The organism is Treponema sp. R80B11-R83G3, assembly GCF_054786115.1.
Genome location: NZ_BDHF01000455.1, coordinates 1 through 514, shown reverse-complemented (window position 1 = coordinate 514; position 514 = coordinate 1). Strand labels below are relative to the sequence as shown.

General features: G+C 38.7%; 1 protein-coding gene. It reads left to right on the top strand.

Translation table 11 applies throughout. The annotated features are described in order from the left end of the window. On the top strand, positions 1-514 hold a 514-nt coding region (locus ACYVRH_RS14435; protein WP_461257563.1), incomplete at both ends, for an SNF2-related protein.

The following is a 514-nucleotide window of genomic DNA, read 5'->3' as shown; positions in this document are numbered from 1 at the left end:
GGTTAGTAATAATTGATGAAAGCCACAACCTGCGAAACCGAGAAGGTAAGCGTTATCGTGCGATAGCCGAATATTTAGCTCTTAACGATTCAAAAGTAATAATGCTAACCGCCACGCCGTACAATAAAAGTTACCTTGACCTTTCCAGCCAATTGCGGCTTTTCTTAAATGAAAATCAAAATCTTGGTATTTCTCCTGAACGATACATAAAAGAAATCGGCGGCAAAGTACAATTTGAAGCAAAGCATCAGGTAAAAGAAACAGCTCTTGCGGCTTTTGAAAAAAGTGAGTATTCAGATGATTGGGCAGAACTTATGAGGCTCTTTTTAGTCCGCCGTACACGCAGTTTTATCAAAACTAACTATTCCAAAAAAGACGAAGAAACAGGCAAAATGTATGTTGAATTTGCACCTAACGATGAAGGGGTTAAAGAAAAAAGTTTCTTCCCCGACCGCATACCTGCCAAAGTTGAGTATTCATTTAATAAAGATGACAAAGACGACCAATACGCAAG